We start from the raw sequence: 19117 nt of genomic DNA, 5'->3' as shown, positions 1-19117 counted from the left end.
CCTAATTATTTCAGAGGAATGTGCTCTTCACTTTCTCTTCCATATCTCCGTAATTGGCATTGTCTTTAATATTGTCGATTAAATAGTTTAATTCCTGATGAAGTTGAATGAGTTCTAGCGTTTGCTCTTCCGCCGCCAAATAGACAGGGATTTCACGATTCATTGCTTCTTTTAATGGAGCCCATGTATGTTCTCCTAAAATAAGATACGTAAAAGACTCCTCAGTCTCAAGTATGTAAACGAACGCAAAGTGATCAGAATCAACAAGCATTTGTCCTGATGCTTTTGCTTTTTGAATTTGCTCATCTGACTGGACCGTCAAGATCAGCCTGTCTTCTTTTAAAGTTGCTTCTGTGATTTCAATTCTGTTTTGCATCATGATCTCCTTTACAACAAAGTACAGCTTTATTTTATCATATCAAGTTCAATATTGATAAACCGAACTTTTTGAGAAAATTTGATTTCTCCATTTCGTTGTTCATTTTGCCTCATTTAGCATCTATATACGTCTCTTTTTAAGGAATAAATAAGAAAAAAAGAAGCTTTTCATGTACAATAATCATATTTCCTCTAAATGAAAGGTTGATGTCAAAATGGCACAGGAAATTGAGATAGAACTAAAACAATTATTAATGAAAGAAGAATTTGAACAGCTAAAAGAATATTTTCAATTAAAGGACGAGGACTTCCTCACTCAAACCAACTATTATTTTGATACACCTCAATTTGATATAAAATCCAAATTCGCTGCATTACGAATGAGAGAAAAAGGTGGGCAGTGGGTCCTCACATTAAAGGAACCGCATGAGATCGGCCTTTTGGAAACCCACCAAACGATCGATCCTCCCGCTAGTCTTGAACATTTCCAACTGCCAGAAGGTGAAGTGGCAGACAGGTTAGTACACCTTCACATTCAAAAGGATCAAATCGTGTATTTTGGTTCACTGGAAACGTCAAGAGCAGAAAAAATGATCAAAGAAGGCTTAATTGTTTTGGATCACAGCCGATATTTAACAGTAGAGGACTATGAACTTGAATTTGAAGTGAGTGATTTAGACATTGGACAAGCTGCTTTCACAGCATTGCTTCAGCAATTTCAGATCCCACCAAGACACACGAAAAACAAAGTCGTACGTTTTTATGAAGAAAAAATGAAAACAAAAGAATAGATGAATTCCTTGAAGGAGGAACATGATGAACGTCAATCAACTTCAATCCTTTATACAGCTTCAAGCACTCAAAACGTTACAATCTGATAATGGACAAACACAACTCACAGCTGGACAAGAATCAAGCGCTGAGACTTCATTCCAGTCGCTGTTGCAAGATTTTTTAGGCGGATCAGAATTATCTCGTCTCCCGCTTTCCATTTCTGCTTTCATGGGATCGGACCCATCAACGTCTCCGAACACGCAATATGCACGCATGAATCCATATTTATCTGCGATAGCGGGCAGTGAACAGCTTCAATCTCAGTCTCTTTATGCAAATGACAGCCAATTGAATACCGCAAATGGTATTGGAAACGTCTTAAATAACAGCTACACACCGCCCCTTCAAAAAGCTGTTTCAGGCCCTTCATCAAAAGAGATTAATCAAATCGTCTCACAAATGGCTCAAAAACACGGAGTTCCAGAAAAACTGATCCATGCAGTGATCAAGCAAGAATCCGGTTATCGCACGAATGCTGTCAGCCATGCAGGTGCACTTGGACTGATGCAGCTAATGCCGTCTACTGCTAAATCACTTGGCGTGAACAATGCCTTTGATGCAGCCCAAAACATTGAAGGCGGAACGAAGTATTTAAAACAAATGCTTCAAAAATATAATGGAAATGTCTCACTCGCCTTAGCCGCTTATAACGCAGGCTCAGGGAATGTAGATAAGTACGGAGGCATTCCTCCATTTAAAGAAACACAAAATTATGTAAAGAAAATCACAGCTCAATATTTCGCCTAAACCGAAGAGAATAACCTCTTCGGTTTTTTGTATGTCGCTTTTCACCCTTTTTTGACTGAATGTGTTATGATATGGTCAATTGAACACGGAACCTGTCTCCCTCACTATTCCCAAAGGACCAAAGCGGTTTGTTTGTGGAATTGAGTAGAGGTTGTTAAAATAAGTATACAAGAATAGAAACAATAAAATAGAACAAACTGAATATCACTTTTGAAATACATGAAATTCGCAATAGGGTGAGCCATCCTATTAGCTACGAGTTAAAGGAGTAGTCAACATGGTACAATCGTTTAACGCACCTTACGAAGCGGTTGGAGAGGAACTTCTATCGCAACTTGTTGATACTTTTTATGAAAATGTAAAGTGTCATCCTTTGCTTCATCCTATTTTCCCGGATGACTTAAAAGAAACAGCAAGAAAACAAAAACAGTTCTTAACTCAATATTTAGGCGGACCGCCGCTTTATACTGAGGAGCATGGTCACCCAATGCTACGGGCGAGACATCTCCCTTTTCCGATTACTGAGGAGCGGGCGGACGCATGGCTTGAATGTATGGAGGATGCAATGGATCAAGTAGGACTAACCGGCGATATTCGTGACTTTTTATTTGAGCGGCTGTCTTTGACGGCTCGTCACATGGTCAACCAAATACCTGAAAAGGACGGACGATCTTGAGCTGCAATCCGCATGAGCAATATTTCTCACATTGTCACGGACATCCTCAAAAGCCGATTGAAATCTATGTATTCATTGATCCTCTCAGCCCGGACTGCTGGTTATTAGAGCCATCAATTAAAAAGTTGAAAATGAAATATGGCCGTTTCTTCACTTTACGAACGGTTACAAGTTCTAGTATTAATGCTTTGAACCGGAAACGAAAAAAACATTTACTAACCGAAGCGTGGGGGAAATTTGCCACGAAAACTCAGACCAAAAAAGAACAAATGCTGTCTGAACAAATTGTGACATCACCTTATCTCGCCTCTCTTGCATTAAAAGCAGCTGAACTTCAGGGCAGAAAATGCGGAATGAAATTTTTACGACTCATTCAAGAATCGCTTTTTTGCCATCAGCAGGACGTCACCAGTGAACAAGTCTTGCTAGAAAATGCAAAAACGGCTGGACTGGACATTGAAGAGTTCCAGCGAGATATCCATTCTCAAAGTGCTGTCAAAGCGCTCCAATGTGATATGAAAATCGCAGCTGAAATGGATGTGTCTGAGCTTCCCACTTTCGCCTTTTTTAATACGATCAATGGTGAAGAAGGATTAAAGATTTCAGGTGCATATTCTTATGATATTTACGAGGAAATTCTCTTTGAAATGATTGGCGAAAAACCAACACCTTCAGAACGACCGCCAATTGAATGGTTTATCGCTTACTTTCAATTTGCATCAGCAAAAGAAATTGCCGTTGTATATGACCTGACACTTGAAGAAGTTGAACGCGAGATGAAAAAGCTCGCATTCGCTAAAAAGGTAGAACGTGTACAAGTACATCAAGAAATGTTTTGGCGTTATACAGAAGGAGACAATCATTCAGATCTTGATGTCTACCGCTGTGAGAATGAACATGGGTGCTGACCCATGTTTTTTTCTTCACCCCCAAAAGAACACTTGTTCTATTTATAAGTACGAAGAAACCGCGCCGGGATAAGCGCGGTTTCACTATGTCTTAACGACAACAAAGGGGATGGGAGAAATTTTTCACGGTCAAACAAAGGGGTAATGTTTGTATGTGATTAATTTCACATCTGTAGTATATCAAATTTTGTCGACTTATGACAACCGATATACTATATGTTCATATTTTTGTCACAAAACATAAGAGGACTGTCACTTTCATATAGTGAAAGTAACAAAAAAATGGGGGGATCTGCATGCGCAGCACAACCATTGGACTTGTTGCCATTGGCTTATGTTTCTGTTTAAATATATTAGGCTTAATGAAGATGCTGCCTCTATACCTGACATCTCCACTCCTATTCGCTTCCATTCTCTTTACACTCTATCGAATGAATCACCGAAAAACCTTCAAAGGTTTTAAAGCGTAATCATTGAATGTACAAACCTCGTTCATATAGACGAGGTCTAGCGTGTAGGCAAACCCTCGCATTCGGTGTCAGTCCTGCGTGCAAAGGTTTTCTATCACGCTAAAAAGAAGTCAAAGGGCTAAAATCAAGTTCATTTTAGCCCTTTGTCAACAATCTGGTCTTTTTTATTTCAAGAAAAAACTCCTGCCAAAAGGTGAGTTTGCACTCACACATCTGACAGAAGTCTTCTCGTTACTCACTAGTCTTTGAGATGAGCTCTTCCATTTCCTTTAATTTTTCTTCAAACAATTGACATGCTGCCTCAATTGGTTCTTTTGATGCCATATCTACACCAGCTTTTTTCAGCACGTTGATTGGATAGTCAGAGCTTCCTGCTTTAAGGAAGTCTGTATAGCGCTCCACTGCAGGTTTCCCTTCTTCTAAAATTTGTTTACTTAATGCCTGAGCCGCACTATAGCCTGTCGCATATTGATACACATAATAGTTGTAATAGAAATGCGGAATTCGCGTCCATTCTAATCCGATTTCCTTATCCACAACCATACCGTCGCCAAAATACTTCTTATTCAGGTCGTAATACAGGTTCGTCATAAACTCTGGCGTTAATGCCTCCCCTTCTTGCGCTTTCACATGAATCAGGTGCTCGAACTCTGCAAACATCGTTTGTCTGAATACCGTCCCTCTAAATCCTTCTAACAAGTGATTGAGCACATACAAGCGCTGCTTTTTGTCCTCTAAATGATTGAGTAAGTATTCGCCTAGTAATGCTTCATTTGTTGTAGAAGCTACTTCCGCTACAAAAATGCTGTAGTTTCCGTACGGATATGGCTGATGCTTTCTTGTATAGTAGCTATGAACAGAGTGACCAAATTCATGAGCCAGCGTAAATAAATTATCAATATTATTTTGCCAGTTCATTAAGATATAAGGATTCGTACCATAGCTTCCAGAAGAATACGCGCCGCTTCGTTTCCCTTTATTCTCATAAACATCTACCCAGCGATTTTCGAGTCCCTCTTTTAATACCGAAACATATTCTTCTCCTAATGGCGCTAACCCTTTCAGCATATAATCCTTTGCTTCGTCATAGGTCAGCTTCATGCCAGCATCTTTTACTAATGGTGTATACAAGTCATAATTGTGCACTTCATCAAGCTTTAATACCTTTTTACGCAATTCAATGTAGCGGTGTAATAAGGGTAAATATTGATGAACTGTATCAATTAGATTGTCATACACTTCTTCAGGAATACTGTTGCGTGATAGCGCTGCTTCTCTTGCCGATTTGTATTGACGTACTTTCGCATAAAAATTATCCTTTTTAATCGAGCCGCTGAGTGTAGACGCCAAAGTATTCTTATATTGATCATACGTTTTATAAACGGCTTTAAAAGCATTCTTTCTCACTTCACGATCATCACTGTTTAAAAAAGTAATGAAGTTGCCATGAGTAATTTTCTTTTCTTCTCCATTTTCATCCTTAACAGAAGGGAACGAAATATCTGCATTATTAAACATACTAAACGTAGTGGATGATGTTGATAAAGGTTCAGAGGCTTCAGCTAATAAAGCTTCTTGCTCCTCACTTAAAATATGCGGACGCTCTTTGTTAATTTCTTCGAGAGCGTGAGAATAAAGTTTTAATTCTTCTTTTTCCAAAATAAATTGCTGCAGCTTATCTTCTTGAATAGATAAAATCTCCGGAACAATATAGGCAGATGTACTAGACAGCTGTGTAAATAAATTGGATGCTTTATCATTTAAAGCCTGAAATGATGAATTTGTTGTATCTTCATCATATTTCATATGCGCATATGTATAAAGCTTGCCAAGCTTTTCAGAAAGTTGATCCTGAAATGTTAGGGCTTCATACAAGACATCAGCAGAATGGGCCAGCTTGCCTTTAAATTGGGCGAGCTTCGGAATTTCTTTTTTTACAGCTTCGAATTCCTTATTCCAAGAATCGACACTTTCAAAAATATCTTCAAGGCGCCATTTGTTTTCTTCTTTTACTTCGCTTCTGTCTGGTAAATGATTGTTGTTATTTTGTGAAGTCATATGAATCCCCCTTGCATGAGTTGTGTTGAACCAACCTTTCGGAAAGTGAAAGAAATTGGTGTTGTATTTATCTTCTTTGTTTTGAACTATGTTTGTCAAATCATATGCAGAAATAAATACCAAACAAACTAAAAAAATGAGAAAAAAGCGTTTCTTTCTATTCAATAGCAGCACCACCTTTTTCTTATCATGATCAAAGTGGGCATGAAACATGCTAATGAAATAAGAAAGCATCTCGTTTTATCGCTTCATCTGCTGTTCGTATAGGCTTTTGATTCGACGTTACTTGATAATTACCCTCTTTCGTCATGTATAAAAACCCTAGTTTCACAAGCGCCCGTACATATGAAATGATCACCTCTTTGATTTCTTCTATTGTGACATTGGTATATCGGAGCTTCACTTCTTTATTCTGGACACATCGCTCAATTTCTTTTAAAAGAAGATGAATGGTCACTTGTTCTTTTCCCGTTCGAACCATCCAATCATAAAGACATCCTTGCCACACATAAACAGGGCTTGAAAAGATATATGCTTCTGTCAGGGGGATAAATAATTCTGTCGGTAGAAATGGCCATGCTGTTTGATGATGCTCATAAAAAATGGTTCTTAAACGCTTGCTTTCATTTGCTAAAATGCGGGGTGGCCGCTCCCTAAATTGCCGAATACACTTGAGCCACTCTTTATACAATTGATGATTGCTCGAGGAAACAGATAAGAGTGCTGGTAGTTGGCGATAAGCTGAAGGCGGTCTAACGGTCATTGAAGCACATATTTTCGTTGGCTGAAACACGAGAAGTTGATCCAGGTGGATAAATCTATTTTGGATCGGACAATAAAAAATGAGTCTCCTATTCTTTGACTGCCTTAAAATTCCCCAATGAATGGAGGAGAATGAAAAGAGCTGGCCAGCCATTCGTTTTAAACGATTCGCCCCTATGATCCATATAGGATAGAGCCCCGCAGCACGGAGACCTTCCGTTCGTTTATGCAGCTCTTTCCACGAAATATTTGCGCATTGAAATTCAATGGCATAGCTTTTATTTTCTATACCGACGGTCACATCAGGGCGCTGCTGAATGTTTGAAACATATTTCTCTAGTAACGGCTCATATCCAAGCTGCGTGAGCCAATCATTAAGAGCAATCTTCCCTGCCTGATGATAAGCTGTTTCACCGGTGGACGCTAATGGACATGCCGAGAGCTGTTTATGTGCAAAATGATGGACACGATGCTCACCTAGCTTTAATAGAACCTCCTGCCTACATTCAGGACAGTAAAATTTGCATGTAGCTCTTACATGCTCTAGCCGCCTTTTAGTCAGATGTTGTGTGATGCGAATCAGCTTGCCATTCTCCATGATCGCTGCATTCATATATTTCACCCCTTGCTCTTTGATGACCGTATTATAGCTTTTTCTCTCATCAGGAAGCGAATATCGAAAATGAACTTTTATCGTATCAAAACGCGATTTTAACCTACTTTCCCTTATTAAAATAAAAAATCCCCCTTTTAGAAAAGGGGGAAAATACAATTTTTATAAAAGAGGTGATAATAATCTTGCTGTTGATTCAAACAGCCTCACCCTCAAAGGTCTCTTCGCAAATTCTTCTGGAACAATTTCATGCGACTGCTCTAAATCACCTAAGAAGTCGTTGACCAGCTTCTCTGTACTTTTTGTTTTATAGAGGAAAGCATTCACTTCAAAGTTCAGATGAAAACTTCTCATATCCATATTTGCTGTACCAATTGATGCTAGCTCACTATCCACAATGATAAACTTACTATGCATAAAGCCTTGATCATATTCGTATACCTTCGCACCTGCTTCTAAAAGTTCGGGGAAGTATGAACGGGACGCATGAAATACAATGCGTTTATCTGGATTTTTCGGTGCAATGATTCGTACATCGACTCCGCTCAAAGCAGCAATTTTCAGTGCGGACAAAATATCATCATCAGGTACAAAATAAGGTGAAGCAATCCAAATTGATTTTTTGGCTGAGATAATCATGGAGAAAAAGAGATTTTTAATGACTTCCCACTGTTTATCAGGACCACCCGCAATCATTTGTACGCCTTCTGCTCTACTCTCCATATGGCTGAAATCTTTAAAATAATCCACACCCGAGCACCTTTCATTGGTCATGTAATACCAATCCTGCATAAAAATCTGCTGCAAATCACGAACGGCCTCACCTTTAATCATCAGGTGCGTATCACGCCAAAATCCATATTGTCTGCTTCTCCCCATATATTCGTCCCCAATGTTAAGTCCGCCGACAAATCCTACTTCTCCATCAATCACCACGATTTTCCGGTGATTTCGGAAATTGATTTTATTATTTAATAAGGGCAGTCTCACTGGTAAAAACGGAACGATCTGCACGCCAGCCTTTTCTAAGTCAGCAATATATTGACGGGAAAGTTTTAGGCTGCCTACATCATCATATAAAAAGCGGACAATCACACCACTTTTTGCTTTCTCGATTAAAATGTCCTTTAATTCTTGTCCCAGATCATCATGACGGAGAATATAATATTCTAGGTGAATGTGATGTGTTGCTTTTTTGATCTCTTCAAAAATATGAGAGAACGTTTCTTCTCCATTGGTCAGAACTTTAGAGGATGTGCGATACGTAATAGGGGTATGTCCAAGTCTGTGGGCCAGTTTAAATAAGAGCTGCTGATGGTCACCCATATGAGTCATTTTTTCAATCGCCTCTCTGTGGATACGTTCATCTTCCTGGACAAGCTGTTCGTCTAGTACCGCTTTCTTTTCAAAAAGTCTGCGCTTTTTAATATTGCGTCCAAAGAAAATATAAAACAAAAACCCGAAAAGCGGAAAGCTCCCAAGCAGCACAAGCCACGTAATCGTTTGAGAGGGGTTTCTGTTTTCTAAGAAAATGACAAACCCGATGAAGATAATCGATAAAGTGAATAGAACACTGACGGAACTTAATACACTTACCGCTAGATCACCGGCAAAAATTTGGATAATCAAATAAGCACCTATCGTAATGATAAGAAAAAATAGAACTTTGACTACATTTCTCATTTCATTTTCTCCTTGCCGATCACTTTATTTACTTTTTCATTCAGATAAAAAAGTCGATTCCTCTATAGAAATCGACTTTTGGTTGTTACGAGAAGTGCTGTTGAATCGTTTCAAGCGCATTCTCTTTGACAATCAGCTGACCGTATTCTTGCAGTCTGTAGATGCTGACCACTGATTCATGAGCATATTCAAGCAGAATACTAAGCTTATTCTCCACCTGCTCATCTGACAAATCCTCGTGGAAGTCAACATATAGATAATAACGGTTTTCAAACGAATATAAACTTGTCGTAAAATCCTGCATATTTAATTGAGAAAGTGCAATCAAATCTTCAAAATCATCCATTTTCAAAACGAACTGAAGTTGAAGTTTTTTGTCCTTCTCATTATGATCTTCTTGATCTTGCTCTTCTTTATGAAAATCATCAAGCAGAGCATCTAAACTTTCTTCATCTGTTTGATCTTTTTTATCTTCTGGAATCGGCAATTCGAGCTTTTGTCCATCTTTAGAAAGTTGGGCTTTTGTCACGACAATTTCAAGACCTTTATCAAGTGCCTGTACTTGAATCCAAAGTGGTCCCTCTACTGCAAATTCTTCTTCTTCGTGCACTTCGTCCATCACTTCCCAGAACAGCTCTTCACTGCGCTCACGATTATACCAAATCTCTTCACGGTCAAAACCGCGATCTTCAATATCACCGTAGGAAATATAAAATTTGACTGTATGTTCATTTATTCTCTCGATTTCCATTTTGCCAACCTTCCCTTCTATATAAGATGTTGAAGGGACATACAAGCTCCCAATTAATAGTACTTTACTACACTTTACCCGTTCCGTCTACATGTTAACCATTTAAAGAAATGAGGTATTGCTGTGTACTGTCTATTTTATGATAAAACATGAATAAAAGAAATAAAAACGCATTTTTTGCAGAGAAAACTTGCAGAAACATATATTTGAATTGTCTTCATATATTGGTTGTACGAGCTATTTTAGTGAAATGAGGTGAACTGGATGGAAACAGAGTGGATCGTATCCTTACTGATGATTATTGGCATAGACCTCATATTAGGCGGAGATAATGCATTAATCATTGCAATGGCCAGTCGAAGCTTATCAAATGAAAAACGAAACAAAGCCATATGGATCGGCACACTTTTGGCAGTGCTGATGAGAATCACCATGACTGGTGCTGCCGTTTATTTATTGACCATCCCCTATTTGCAATTTATCGGCGGTCTCTTTCTCCTTTATATCGGATACAATTTGTTAATCGAACAAAAGAAAGAATCCATTCGGATTAAAAGCAGCGGCTCCCTTTGGCGTGCTGTTCAGACCATCGTGATTGCAGATCTTTTTATGTCACTTGATAATGTGATCGCTGTTGCAGGGGCAGCTAAAGGGAACATGGTGCTCACTGCCTTTGGCTTAATGATTTCAGTCCCGATTATTATCTGGGGGAGTAAGCTGATTCATGCAGCACTAACCAAGTTTCCGATTCTTTTATACGGAGGGAGTGCACTTTTAGCTTTTACTGGCGGAGAAATGATTGTCCGTGATGTAAAACTGAATGAATTTATGGCGCAGCATACAACACTTGAATTGTTGCTTCCTTTTTTAACCGTCGCAACCGTTATTTTAGCCAGTCTCTTTTACGAACAAACGGCTGAAAATAAATAAAAAAAGCTGCCAAATGATCGGCAGCTTTTCGTGTTGTCTATTAGTTAGCAAGTCGCTGAGCTTCTCGAAGTTGGAATGTACGAACCGTTCTAGGAAGGAAACGTCTAATTTCATCTTCGTTGTACCCAACTTGCAGTCTTTTTTCATCCAAAATAATTGGACGTCTTAGAAGACCAGGATGCTCATTGATTAGTTTATACAATTGTTGAAGCGGCATTGTCTCAACATTTACATTTAGTTTTTGGAATACTTTAGAACGTGTTGAGATAATTTCATCTGTACCATCTTCCGTCATACGAAGAATCTCTTTGATTTCATCGATTGAAAGAGGCTCAGAAAAGATATTTCTCTCTTGATATGGAATATTGTGCTCTTCTAACCACGCTCTTGCTTTTCTACATGATGTACAGCTTGGTGATGTGTATAATGTTACCATAAATCTTCACTCCTCAATTTGTAGAATGAATATTGATCTGTATTCTTAAATTAAAATTGTTCTAAATAAGTAATCTTTATAGTGATTATACTATAAAAAAGTAAGTGTGAACAGATTTTCTTGCAATTTTTGTGACAAAAACTAGACAATTTCATTCTTTTTGTGCAGATGTTTGAAGTCTGAACATTCTCATTTAGTCGAGATGATCGAAAATATTTTTTTGTTTTCTATTTTCAACGAGCTTCAGCACATCATCAACATCCTCATACGATTGTCCATACCATTCTTCGTCTTTATACGTATGGATTCCTTCGTACGTCTTTCTCATGGCCTCCATCATTTCTTCCTCATTATCTGTACGAGGCGACCAATAAAGAATTTCCATGCGGTTCACTTCATTCGTTGCAAGTGACCTGCGTTTATAACCAATTGATTCAGCATGCTTGAAGTGCTCTCTCTGATAAAACTTTAGGCGTTTTGCAGTATCTGCATCATCTTCATCTACAGGCTCGACCTCAAGCAAGATCGGTTTTCTTTTTTCCTTCAGCTTATGAATGAGCTTTGAGCCGAGGCCTTCACCTCTTGCATCCTTGGAAACAAATAAATAATCAATAAAGATGAAAGAATCAAATTCAGCGTACATCATCACATGATGAGGCCCTTCTTCTTTATGATAAATATCACTTCTTTCCTTTAATAAAGCTTCCATATGCTCTTTTGACTTCATTTCTTCTATCGGGAAGTATTCACTGAGCTTTTCATACCAATTCATGGATCCGCTCCTTATGATGTAGTTAAGAACCACTTCCTTATCTATTCCCGATTTCCTGCTATTTAAACGCCTGTACTAGTAAGACGCAGCAATGCCATTGGTGGTTTCACTTTTTTTCAAGAGAAAGCAAAAAAGTTTTATATCGAACGATTCATGAGCATTTGAAAGCAAGCAAACAAAAGAAGTGTCATGGCAATCTGAAACATGATGAAATAAAGGTACTTCATACGCCGGACTTCTTCCTTCTGTTTATTCGTGCGCCGATACAGAGCAAATTCAACTGAAAACGAAATGATGCAAATGAGCACTAAAAATGCGATCATCCACTTTCCTCCATTTGGTTCCGTTAAAAAAGATAATGAAAAAAGCATCGTGACGATAAAAAAGTGAAGACATGAATAGCGAAACGTCTTCCATAACAACATTTGATTTCCTCCTGGTTTACTCATTTTATATAAAAATTACCATCAACTTGTTTTTTTGTAAAATAAAAAAAGAAGCACTGATATCGCAGTGCTTCTTCTCTGTTCTTATTGTTTTGCTTTGATCTCTTTGAATTCTTCCTCAGTACAGCTGACAAAGTGACCTGGCTTCACTTCACGAAATTCCGTATTTGTTCCTTTATGAACAGATGGATCGTATTTAATCCGTTTGCGGTTACGCTCATAATCAGGATCTGGAAGTGGAATCGCAGATAGTAATGATTTTGTATATGGATGAAGCGGGTTTTCATATAATTCATTCGCTGGTGCCAGCTCAACCAATTTCCCAAAATACATCACACCGATACGATCGCTGATATATTTCACCATGGAAAGGTCATGGGCAATGAATAAATACGTTAAGCCCTTTTCTTCTTGCAGTTCTTTCATTAAGTTGACGACCTGCGCTTGGATCGACACATCTAGTGCAGAGATTGGCTCATCGGCAATGATGAAATCCGGCTCAACAGCTAACGCACGAGCAATCCCAATACGCTGCCTTTGACCGCCCGAAAATTCATGCGGGTATCTATTCGCATGCTCTTTATTCAAACCAACCGTTTCAAGCAATTGATACACACGGTCTTTACGTGCTTGTGCTGATTTTGCAAGACCATGAATATCGATACCCTCTGCAATAATATCCACAACTTTCATTCTTGGATTGAGGGAGGCATATGGGTCCTGAAAGATCATTTGCATTTTTCGGTTAAATTGTTTAAGATCTGTTGTTGATTTTTTATCATGCACATTCTGCCCGTTAAAAATAACTTCGCCACCTGTTGCATTATATAGACGAATGATGGTTCTCCCAGTAGTGGATTTCCCGCAACCAGATTCACCTACAAGACCCAATGTTTCACCTCTATAAATGTCAAAGCTGACATCATCAACAGCTTTTACTTCATTAGGTTTACCCACATTAAAATATTGCTTAAGATTTTTCACTTGTAAAATAACATCTTTTTCACTCAATGTGATCCCCCCCTTTTTGCGCATTAAATTGTCGCATTCTTTGCTTAATTGATTCAGGAGGTTCTACTTTTGGTGCGTTAGGATGTAAAAGCCATGTAGCTGCAAAATGAGTTTCTGATACTTGATATAAAGGCGGCTGCTGTTCAAAATCAATTTTCATTGCAAATTGATTTCTAGCCGCAAACGGGTCTCCTTTTGGAGGATTCAGCAAATCAGGCGGCGTGCCTGGAATTGCAAACAATTTCTCCTCTTTTGCATCAAGACTTGGCATAGAGCTCAGTAATCCCCAAGTATATGGATGTTTTGGGTTATAGAAGATCTCATCTACGGTGCCAATTTCAACAATTTGACCACCATACATAACCGCTACACGATCTGCTACATTCGCAACGACCCCTAAATCATGTGTGATAAAGATGATAGATGTTTCAATTTTCTTTTGAAGATCTTTCATCAGTTCTAAGATTTGGGCTTGAATGGTTACATCTAAAGCAGTAGTTGGCTCATCTGCAATTAAAATTTTCGGATTACAAGCAAGAGCTATTGCAACGACAACCCTTTGTCGCATCCCACCAGAAAATTGATGAGGGTATTGCTTGAACCTCTGTTCCGGTTTCGGAATACCTACAAGACTCAAAAGCTCAAGTGCTCTTTTTTTAGCTTCTTCTTTACTTGCATTTTGATGTTTTAAGATGGGTTCTATAATTTGCTTGCCAATTGTCATAGTCGGATTCAAAGATGTCATTGGATCTTGAAAGACCATGGCGATATCTTTCCCTCTTATTTTCTGCATCTGTTTGTCAGAAAGTTTTGTTAGGTTTTTACCTTGAAACAAAATCTCTCCTTTTTTCACTTCGGAGTTAGATTTAGGAAGCAGACCCATGATTGATTTAGAAGTTACCGATTTACCAGAGCCTGATTCTCCAACAATGGCAAGCGTCTCACCTTTTTTCAATTCAAAATTCACACCTCGAATTGCCTTAACTTCGCCAGCAAATGTGTGGAATGAAATATTTAAGTCATTTACTTTTAAAATCGTTTCTTGTTTATTCATCAACATCACCGCCCCGTACTAATCTTTCATTTTTGGATCAAGTGCATCTCTCACACCGTCGGCAACAAGGTTAAAGACGATCATGATAACACTAATGATAATTGCTGGATAAACCATCTGATATGGGAAAGCGATCATTGATTTAAACCCATCTTCAATTAATGTCCCTAGTGAAGCTTGCGGCTCTTGCAGACCTAATCCAATAAAACTTAAGAAAGCTTCAAAAAAGATCGCACTAGGAATAGTGAACATTGTATTAATAATCATCACACCTGTTAAGTTTGGCAACATGTGCTTAAAGATAATTTTAAAGTTACTTAATCCCAAAGTTCTAGCGGCTAGTACATATTCCTGTTCTTTCAGCTTCATGACTTGAGCACGCACGACCCTAGCCATACTGATCCACCCGGTAATACTTAGTGCAATAATAATTGGAATAATCCCTGGTTTTAAGACGAGAATCATTAATATGACAACGATTAAGTTTGGAATCCCCATTAGAACTTCCAAAATCCGCTGCATCGCATTATCAATTTTCCCACCGAAATAACCAGAAATAGCGCCGTAGGCAACACCAATAATTAAATCGATCACAGCTGCAACAACAGCAATAAGCAGTGAGATTTGAGTTCCTTTCCACACACGTGTAAATAGATCTCTCCCAAGATTATCGGTACCGAACCAGTAGTAATGTTCAATCCCTTTTTGTTCATATGGATTGACCACATCACCATTTTTTAGTGTTCTTTCACCAGTAAAAGGTAAGAAACTAACATGCTCTAACCCTTGGATTCGCGGCGGTAAGTTCGCTTCAGACGTTGTTTGAGTACTAAAGTCTTTGCCACTAATTAATGGTCCGACGAGCGCCATGAATACAATTAAAAATAAAATCACCATACTAACAACAGCGGCTTTATTCTTTTTAATTCTAAGCCATGCGTCTTGCCAATAATTTAGACTTGGTTTTTCAATTTTTTCAGCAGATAATGTATCAACACCAGCGGGTTCAAACAGACTTTTATCAATATTTTCTTCTTGCTGTTTCATTATTTGTTACCTCCCGCTACACGAATTCTAGGATCGATAATTCCATATAGAATATCGACAATAAATACAACCACTACAAAAAGAACGGCAAATAAGATAGTTGTACCCATGATAACTGGGTAGTCGTTTACTGTAATGGCTTTAACAAACTGCTCACCAATTCCAGGAATTGAGAAGATTTTTTCTATTACTAGTGATCCCGTCATTAAACTAACAGTCAATGGACCAAGTACTGTGACAACAGGTATTAAAGCATTTCTCATTGCATGTTTAAATGCGATCTCAAAATAGCCTGCTCCTTTTGCTTTTGCAAGTAAAATGTAATCTGTCTCAAGTACTTCAACCATTTCTGTTCTCATAAAACGAGCACAAATGGAGATAGGGAACATTGCTAACGCTATAGTAGGTAAAATTGTATATTCAAACCCATTCCAAAATTGAGTTGGTAATAACCCCAATTTCACCGCAATATAGTACTGAAGTAATCCAGCGAATACAAAACTCGGAATTGATTTACCGATAACTGCCAAGAAAGTAGCAGAGTAATCCACCCATGTGTTCTGTCTTAAAGCTCCAACTACTCCCAAAAAGATACCAACAATCGTTCCTAAAATAATCGCTTGAAGGCCTAGGACAGCAGATGGTCCTACTCGATATGAAAGAAGTTCTGTTACGGAGGTATTGTTGAATTGGAATGAAACACCTAAATCCCCAGTGAATGTATTAATCATGTAATGAAAATATTGAACAGGAATTGGCTGATCTAGTCCATATTTTGCATTAAGTACAGCTTGTTGAGCTTCTGATAACTTTTGCGCATTAACAAAAGGAGAACCCGGAATAAGTTTCATTAAGAAAAAAGTGATTGAAACAATGATGAAGAGGGTAACAACCATGTAGGCAACCCGTCTGATTAAGTATTTCAGCATACTTGCACCTCCTGATAAAACTGACTTTTCTGTATATTTCGACATATTTCTCTCAGTGAAAAAGAGAGTATATTCAGAGAATACACTCTCTTTTCTATAAGATTGTTAATTATCCTTCAATTTTCATCCATTTGTAGCTGAATTCAGGTCCAACTTTGTGAATGACAAATCCTTTTACTTTGTTATTAATCAGATAGTTAGTTGCTCTCTGATAAATTGGTGAAAGTGCTGCGTCATCTTGTAATAATACTTTTTCAGCTTCTTGTAAAGCTTTCCAGCGTTCTTCAGGTTTAGCAGCTAATTTGCCAGATGCATCTTTTAACAACTGATCATATTTTTTATCTGAGTAACCCATGTGGTTGTTTCCGCCACCTGTGATGAACAAGTCAGAGAACGTGATCGGATCAAGGTAATCTGGACCCCATCCAGCCATCTGAAGATCGTAATCCTCTTTCTTATCACGATCAATACGAGTAGCGAAAGGAACACTTTGAATATTGATATCTAAGCCAGGTAAAGTTTTCTCGAGCTGATCTTTAATGAAAGCACCGATTGTTTTAGCTGTCTCAGAATCATCACCTAAGTAATTAAGCGTTACTTTAGACGTTCCTAATTCTTTCAACCCTTTTTCAAAAAGCTTTTTCGCTTCATCTTTATTAGTTTCTAAGTATTTAGGCATTCCATCACGGAAGTCTTTTCCGCTTTCATCATGTACGAAATCTTTTGGAATTTGATAGTATGCAGCAACTGAACCATTCTGCAATACATCATTTACAAACGCTTCTTTATCAATTGCCGTTGCAATTGCACGACGAACGTTTTCATTCTTTAAAGATTTATTTCCTTGGTTCATTTTCAACCAGAACACAGTAGGTTCTAGTAATCTTTTCATCCGCTTATCACCTTCGTATTGAGAGATGATGGCAGGTGTTGATAATTTAGGTGTAATATCAGCTTCTCCCGCTTCAAATGCGTTAACAGCTGCTTGTGGATCTTTAGATACTTTAAAAGTAAGTTTTGTCATAGAGACGTTCTTTTTGTCCCAATATTCTTCATTCTTTTTGTATTCCCAAGTAGTTGCTTGTGGTCCATCCCAAGAAGAAAGTTCATATGGTCCGTTGTATACAAGGTTCTTTGCAGTCTTCGCATATTTGTCACCTTGTTCTTTAACGAATTTTTCATTCACTGGATAGAATGTTGGGAATGAAAGCAGAGATTGGAAGTAAGGAATTGGTTTTTCAAGTGTAATTTGCAGTTCTTTATCGCTTACAGCTTTAATTCCTAGTTCCTCAGGCTTTGCTTTTTTGTTGTAAACTTTATCAGCATTCTTAATTTTACCAACCATCATATATGGGCCATACTCAGACTTTTGTTCTGGATCTAAAGCACGTTGCCATGCATATACGAAGTCTTGAGCTTTAACTGGGTCACCATTAGACCATTTTGCATCTTTAATTTTGATGTTGTAAACTGTTTTATCTTTGTTAGCAACTGGTTCCCCATCAGCCATACCAGGCACTAATTCTTCTTTATCGTTGAAACGATACAAACCTTCAAACACGTTATTCATAGTCGTAAAACTGATTGTATCACTCGCTTGGATTGTATCCATTGCAGGCATTTCCTGTGATTCTAAAATTGTAGCCTCTTGTTTTGAATCTTTGGATGCAGTGCCCTTGTCGCTACTTTGTTTACCTGAACATGCAGATACAAAAATAGTCAGCACCAATAAAAAAACTAAAAGCAGTGAAAATTTAGACTTTTTCATCTAGTTGTTGACCTCCCCTTCATAAATGAACTACAGGAACTATTATACTAGCAAATAAGTAATTGTGCATTCATTTTTTTAAGAAAATTTTCATATTTCCACTGTTTTTTAATATTTTTATTAAAAAATTGAAATAATTTGGTTATTTTTCTGAGATTTCGTGATCTCAAATACCTAATCAGAAGTAATCCTGTCTATACAATTGGCAATCTTCATGATTCATTGTAAACTGATATCAAGAAATTGATTAAAACAACAGCTTCTTTCCTTGTTTCGTTTTTCTTATATAGTGAAAGTCTTGAATTAAACGTTTTTATTGCTATTTTAGTACAGTAAAGTTTTAATGCGCAGGAGTGATTGTTATTAGATTTTTTATTCTTTTACTTAGTTCTAATGGCCTTGTTTTCATTTTAAGCTTCCTCTTTTATGGGCACATATCTTTCTTAAGCATGATTAACATCACATTTTATTTATCTTCTGGCACTTTGCTAGTGTGGTTATCGTTCATCACTTTAAAAAGTGGATTTTTTGATCAAATATCTTACAGCTTCCGAAAGGTTTTTGATTCTTTAAATAAGCAAAAGGACCATGTTGATGACAGTTTAAACAAACATTTATCATCATCTTTTCAAAGTAACTTTTCAACCTTAAGAACATTAGGTTTGAGTTTACTCATTGAAATGTTAATATTGCTCTTGATTTATTATATGTAAGTTTTGACTTTTGATTTTTGCTTATTTATAATGAATGAAATTACATTTTTGCGATGAAAAAGAAGAGTACATATATTCACCATTTACAGAGAGTCTGCGGTTGGTGCAAGCAGATAATGGCATGTATGGAA

20 protein-coding genes and 1 other annotated feature (1 of these 21 only partly in view) are annotated in these 19117 nt (G+C 37.7%); of the genes, 7 read left to right on the top strand and 13 right to left on the bottom strand.

Annotated features, from left to right (window positions below):
• Positions 1–10: 10 nt before the first annotated feature.
• Positions 11–376, bottom strand: coding sequence for a UPF0738 family protein (locus tag ID12_RS10480; RefSeq protein ID WP_008348459.1), 366 nt, complete (start codon positions 374–376; stop codon positions 11–13).
• Between the two features lie 217 nt (positions 377–593).
• Between ID12_RS10480 and ID12_RS10475 the strand changes: the two genes are divergently transcribed.
• From ID12_RS10475 to ID12_RS19255, 5 genes are all read left to right on the top strand, one after another.
• The gene (locus ID12_RS10475; protein ID WP_050827158.1) at positions 594–1169 is read left to right on the top strand and encodes a CYTH domain-containing protein; all 576 of its coding nucleotides are present in this window, start codon (positions 594–596) and stop codon (positions 1167–1169) included.
• A gap of 25 nt (positions 1170–1194) precedes the next feature.
• Positions 1195–1959, top strand: coding sequence for a lytic transglycosylase domain-containing protein (locus ID12_RS10470; protein WP_050827157.1), 765 nt, complete (start codon positions 1195–1197; stop codon positions 1957–1959).
• Positions 1960–2236: 277 nt separating this feature from the next.
• The gene (locus ID12_RS10465; RefSeq protein WP_007499001.1) at positions 2237–2635 is read left to right on the top strand and encodes a globin domain-containing protein; all 399 of its coding nucleotides are present in this window, start codon (positions 2237–2239) and stop codon (positions 2633–2635) included.
• Complete coding sequence (locus tag ID12_RS10460) at positions 2632–3543, top strand: ClpXP adapter SpxH family protein (protein ID WP_007499002.1); 912 nt, start codon at positions 2632–2634, stop codon at positions 3541–3543. Before ID12_RS10465 ends, ID12_RS10460 begins: the two co-directional genes overlap by 4 nt.
• A gap of 296 nt (positions 3544–3839) precedes the next feature.
• On the top strand, positions 3840–4013 hold the full coding sequence (locus ID12_RS19255; protein ID WP_008348466.1) for a hypothetical protein: 174 nt from the start codon (positions 3840–3842) through the stop codon (positions 4011–4013).
• A gap of 231 nt (positions 4014–4244) precedes the next feature.
• Here the strand turns inward: ID12_RS19255 and pepF are convergent, their stop codons facing one another.
• The 4 genes from pepF to mecA all read right to left on the bottom strand — a co-directional run bounded on the left by pepF (position 4245) and on the right by mecA (position 9880).
• Positions 4245–6071: an oligoendopeptidase F gene (gene pepF, locus ID12_RS10455; protein ID WP_282900478.1), complete on the bottom strand. Its 1827-nt coding sequence runs from the start codon at positions 6069–6071 to the stop codon at positions 4245–4247.
• Positions 6072–6285: 214 nt separating this feature from the next.
• Complete coding sequence (locus ID12_RS10450) at positions 6286–7446, bottom strand: competence protein CoiA (RefSeq protein WP_050827155.1); 1161 nt, start codon at positions 7444–7446, stop codon at positions 6286–6288.
• 162 nt (positions 7447–7608) lie between these two features.
• Complete coding sequence (gene cls / locus ID12_RS10445; RefSeq protein WP_008348473.1) at positions 7609–9129, bottom strand: cardiolipin synthase; 1521 nt, start codon at positions 9127–9129, stop codon at positions 7609–7611.
• A gap of 85 nt (positions 9130–9214) precedes the next feature.
• A complete protein-coding gene (gene mecA / locus ID12_RS10440; protein WP_008348474.1) occupies positions 9215–9880 on the bottom strand; it encodes an adaptor protein MecA in 666 nt (221 codons plus the stop codon).
• Positions 9881–10144: 264 nt separating this feature from the next.
• On the opposite strand from mecA, the gene ID12_RS10435 reads away from it, so the two are divergent.
• Complete coding sequence (locus ID12_RS10435; protein WP_007499010.1) at positions 10145–10810, top strand: TerC family protein; 666 nt, start codon at positions 10145–10147, stop codon at positions 10808–10810.
• Between the two features lie 40 nt (positions 10811–10850).
• Here the strand turns inward: ID12_RS10435 and spxA are convergent, their stop codons facing one another.
• The 8 genes from spxA to ID12_RS10395 all read right to left on the bottom strand — a co-directional run bounded on the left by spxA (position 10851) and on the right by ID12_RS10395 (position 18273).
• Positions 10851–11246, bottom strand: coding sequence for a transcriptional regulator SpxA (spxA, locus tag ID12_RS10430; RefSeq protein ID WP_003211421.1), 396 nt, complete (start codon positions 11244–11246; stop codon positions 10851–10853).
• Between the two features lie 193 nt (positions 11247–11439).
• On the bottom strand, positions 11440–12018 hold the full coding sequence (locus ID12_RS10425; protein ID WP_007499012.1) for a GNAT family N-acetyltransferase: 579 nt from the start codon (positions 12016–12018) through the stop codon (positions 11440–11442).
• A 137-nt stretch (positions 12019–12155) separates the two neighbouring features.
• A complete protein-coding gene (locus ID12_RS10420) occupies positions 12156–12443 on the bottom strand; it encodes a hypothetical protein (RefSeq protein WP_050827154.1) in 288 nt (95 codons plus the stop codon).
• Between the two features lie 105 nt (positions 12444–12548).
• The gene (locus ID12_RS10415) at positions 12549–13499 is read right to left on the bottom strand and encodes an ABC transporter ATP-binding protein (RefSeq protein WP_370648313.1); all 951 of its coding nucleotides are present in this window, start codon (positions 13497–13499) and stop codon (positions 12549–12551) included.
• Positions 13468–14529 (bottom strand): ABC transporter ATP-binding protein, encoded by a 1062-nt coding sequence (locus ID12_RS10410; protein WP_035392433.1) that lies wholly within the window; start codon positions 14527–14529, stop codon positions 13468–13470. Before ID12_RS10410 ends, ID12_RS10415 begins: the two co-directional genes overlap by 32 nt.
• 18 nt (positions 14530–14547) lie before the next feature.
• Positions 14548–15576, bottom strand: a complete 1029-nt coding sequence (gene opp3C, locus ID12_RS10405) for an oligopeptide ABC transporter permease (protein ID WP_035392435.1) — start codon at positions 15574–15576, stop codon at positions 14548–14550.
• Positions 15576–16505: an oligopeptide ABC transporter permease gene (opp3b, locus tag ID12_RS10400; protein WP_035392438.1), complete on the bottom strand. Its 930-nt coding sequence runs from the start codon at positions 16503–16505 to the stop codon at positions 15576–15578. The genes opp3C and opp3b overlap by 1 nt, the downstream gene beginning before the upstream one ends.
• A gap of 109 nt (positions 16506–16614) precedes the next feature.
• Positions 16615–18273, bottom strand: a complete 1659-nt coding sequence (locus ID12_RS10395) for a peptide ABC transporter substrate-binding protein (RefSeq protein WP_050827153.1) — start codon at positions 18271–18273, stop codon at positions 16615–16617.
• A gap of 449 nt (positions 18274–18722) precedes the next feature.
• Here ID12_RS10395 and ID12_RS18940 point away from each other — a divergent pair, with 449 nt between their 5' ends.
• Complete coding sequence (locus ID12_RS18940) at positions 18723–18986, top strand: DUF3899 domain-containing protein (protein WP_234717143.1); 264 nt, start codon at positions 18723–18725, stop codon at positions 18984–18986.
• A 44-nt stretch (positions 18987–19030) separates the two neighbouring features.
• Positions 19031–19117 (top strand) — a binding site (T-box leader) (it continues 132 nt past the right edge of the window).

It is taken from the genome of Bacillus altitudinis, assembly GCF_001191605.1.
GTDB classification, from domain to species: Bacteria; Bacillota; Bacilli; order Bacillales; family Bacillaceae; genus Bacillus; species Bacillus altitudinis.
This window is presented reverse-complemented; position numbering and strand designations above follow the sequence as displayed.

Coding starts and splice junctions, on each gene's coding strand:
- cls (WP_008348473.1), bottom strand. CDS start 9,129: ATGAGAAATGTAGTCAAAGTTCTATTTTTTCTTATCATTACGATAGGT.
- opp3b (WP_035392438.1), bottom strand. CDS start 16,505: ATGCTGAAATACTTAATCAGACGGGTTGCCTACATGGTTGTTACCCTC.
- ID12_RS10475 (WP_050827158.1), top strand. CDS start 594: ATGGCACAGGAAATTGAGATAGAACTAAAACAATTATTAATGAAAGAA.
- ID12_RS10480 (WP_008348459.1), bottom strand. CDS start 376: ATGCAAAACAGAATTGAAATCACAGAAGCAACTTTAAAAGAAGACAGG.
- opp3C (WP_035392435.1), bottom strand. CDS start 15,576: ATGAAACAGCAAGAAGAAAATATTGATAAAAGTCTGTTTGAACCCGCT.
- ID12_RS10420 (WP_050827154.1), bottom strand. CDS start 12,443: ATGTTGTTATGGAAGACGTTTCGCTATTCATGTCTTCACTTTTTTATC.
- ID12_RS10465 (WP_007499001.1), top strand. CDS start 2,237: ATGGTACAATCGTTTAACGCACCTTACGAAGCGGTTGGAGAGGAACTT.
- ID12_RS18940 (WP_234717143.1), top strand. CDS start 18,723: ATGATTAACATCACATTTTATTTATCTTCTGGCACTTTGCTAGTGTGG.
- ID12_RS10470 (WP_050827157.1), top strand. CDS start 1,195: ATGAACGTCAATCAACTTCAATCCTTTATACAGCTTCAAGCACTCAAA.
- ID12_RS10410 (WP_035392433.1), bottom strand. CDS start 14,529: ATGAATAAACAAGAAACGATTTTAAAAGTAAATGACTTAAATATTTCA.
- ID12_RS10395 (WP_050827153.1), bottom strand. CDS start 18,273: ATGAAAAAGTCTAAATTTTCACTGCTTTTAGTTTTTTTATTGGTGCTG.
- ID12_RS19255 (WP_008348466.1), top strand. CDS start 3,840: ATGCGCAGCACAACCATTGGACTTGTTGCCATTGGCTTATGTTTCTGT.
- spxA (WP_003211421.1), bottom strand. CDS start 11,246: ATGGTAACATTATACACATCACCAAGCTGTACATCATGTAGAAAAGCA.
- ID12_RS10415 (WP_370648313.1), bottom strand. CDS start 13,499: ATGCGCAAAAAGGGGGGGATCACATTGAGTGAAAAAGATGTTATTTTA.
- ID12_RS10450 (WP_050827155.1), bottom strand. CDS start 7,446: ATGAATGCAGCGATCATGGAGAATGGCAAGCTGATTCGCATCACACAA.
- ID12_RS10425 (WP_007499012.1), bottom strand. CDS start 12,018: ATGAATTGGTATGAAAAGCTCAGTGAATACTTCCCGATAGAAGAAATG.
- pepF (WP_282900478.1), bottom strand. CDS start 6,071: ATGACTTCACAAAATAACAACAATCATTTACCAGACAGAAGCGAAGTA.
- ID12_RS10435 (WP_007499010.1), top strand. CDS start 10,145: ATGGAAACAGAGTGGATCGTATCCTTACTGATGATTATTGGCATAGAC.
- mecA (WP_008348474.1), bottom strand. CDS start 9,880: ATGGAAATCGAGAGAATAAATGAACATACAGTCAAATTTTATATTTCC.